Below are 392 nucleotides of genomic sequence, written 5' to 3'. Positions count from 1 at the left end.
AATGATCACCTGCTGCATCCGGTCGCCGTTCGGGAAGTCATTCACATACAGCGAACCTGTCGCCCCTGAAATCGTCTGGCTGATATCGTCAAACGAAACACCCAGCGCGAAGGCTTTCTGTCGGTCAATACGCAGATTGATCACCTGACCTTCAGGCAGACCATCGACATAAACGCCCTGCACCACCTTGCTGCCCGCCGCCAGTGCCAGCAGTTGGTTCTGTGCGTCCTTCAGTGCCGCATAGCCTTTACCCGCGCGATCTTCCAGACGCAGGGCGAAGCCCGATGAATTACCCAGCTCGTCGATGGCCGGTGGCATCAGACTGTAGACCTCACCTTCCGGGATATCGTGCAGCGTTTCCAGAACATGACGGGCTTCGGCAGCGGCTGTGG

Annotated in this window: 1 protein-coding gene; it reads right to left on the bottom strand. The window is 57.9% G+C overall.

Annotated features, from left to right (window positions below; genetic code table 11):
- The coding region (locus WH277_RS02090) for an efflux RND transporter permease subunit (protein ID WP_339504119.1) at nucleotides 1–392 on the bottom strand (392 nt) is incomplete at both ends.

The sequence above is a fragment of the Erwinia sp. MYb416 genome (assembly GCF_037479575.1).
In the GTDB taxonomy this organism is placed as follows: domain Bacteria; phylum Pseudomonadota; class Gammaproteobacteria; order Enterobacterales; family Enterobacteriaceae; genus Erwinia; species Erwinia rhapontici.
Note: the sequence above shows the minus strand (reverse complement) of the source record. Positions and strands in the feature narration are given on the sequence as shown.